The sequence below is a fragment of the Arthrobacter sp. 08Y14 genome, assembly GCF_002929455.1.
In the GTDB taxonomy this organism is placed as follows: Bacteria; Actinomycetota; Actinomycetes; order Actinomycetales; family Micrococcaceae; genus Arthrobacter_B; species Arthrobacter_B sunyaminii.
The window spans coordinates 1-618 of record NZ_PJIX01000037.1; the positions used below are offsets into that span (position 1 = coordinate 1).

Below are 618 nucleotides of genomic sequence, written 5' to 3' on the forward strand. Positions count from 1 at the left end.
CGCGTCAAAGTTGATCCTGATCAATGCGGCGCGTGCTGCCCGGACGCATTGTCTCGCCATAAAGAGGAAACACCCGGCGGGTGACAAAGGAGAGAACAATGTACAAGAAGATCATCGTTCCGGTCGATCCGGCTGCCATCGCCATTGGCGAGAAGATCCTGACCAAGGCCAAGTCCCTGCTCGATGACGGTGGCGAGATCGTGCTTGTGACCATCATCGAGGACATTCCGGGCTATCTCGCCATCGATGTGCCCGTCGACCTGATCGAGGGCGCCATCAACGATGCCAAGGCCAAGCTGGTCACGCTCAAGCAGAAGACCGGTGTTGCCGCCCATATCGAGATCCGCTCGGGTGCCCCTGCCCACGAGATCCTGGCAACAGCCGAGGAGCACAAGGCCGACCTGATCGTCGTCGGCTCGCATGTGCCCGACTTCTCCAACTACTTCATCGGCGCGACGGCCGACCGCTTGGTCCGTCACTCCAAGATTTCCGTGCTGGTCGACAGGTGAGATGATGGACAACCCGGTACAGGCCATGGACACAGCCCATTTCGAACGCATTCTGCTCGCTCGCAAGGACGAAATCGAGCGGCGGCTGAAGAAGATCGACACCGACCTC

The 618-nt window shown here is 59.5% G+C and carries 1 protein-coding gene; it reads left to right on the forward strand.

The annotated features are described in order from the left end of the window. Positions 1-98: 98 nt before the first annotated feature. Positions 99-509: a universal stress protein gene (locus tag CXR03_RS18925; RefSeq protein ID WP_104105055.1), complete on the forward strand. Its 411-nt coding sequence runs from the start codon at positions 99-101 to the stop codon at positions 507-509. The last annotated feature ends 109 nt before the right edge of the window (positions 510-618 follow it).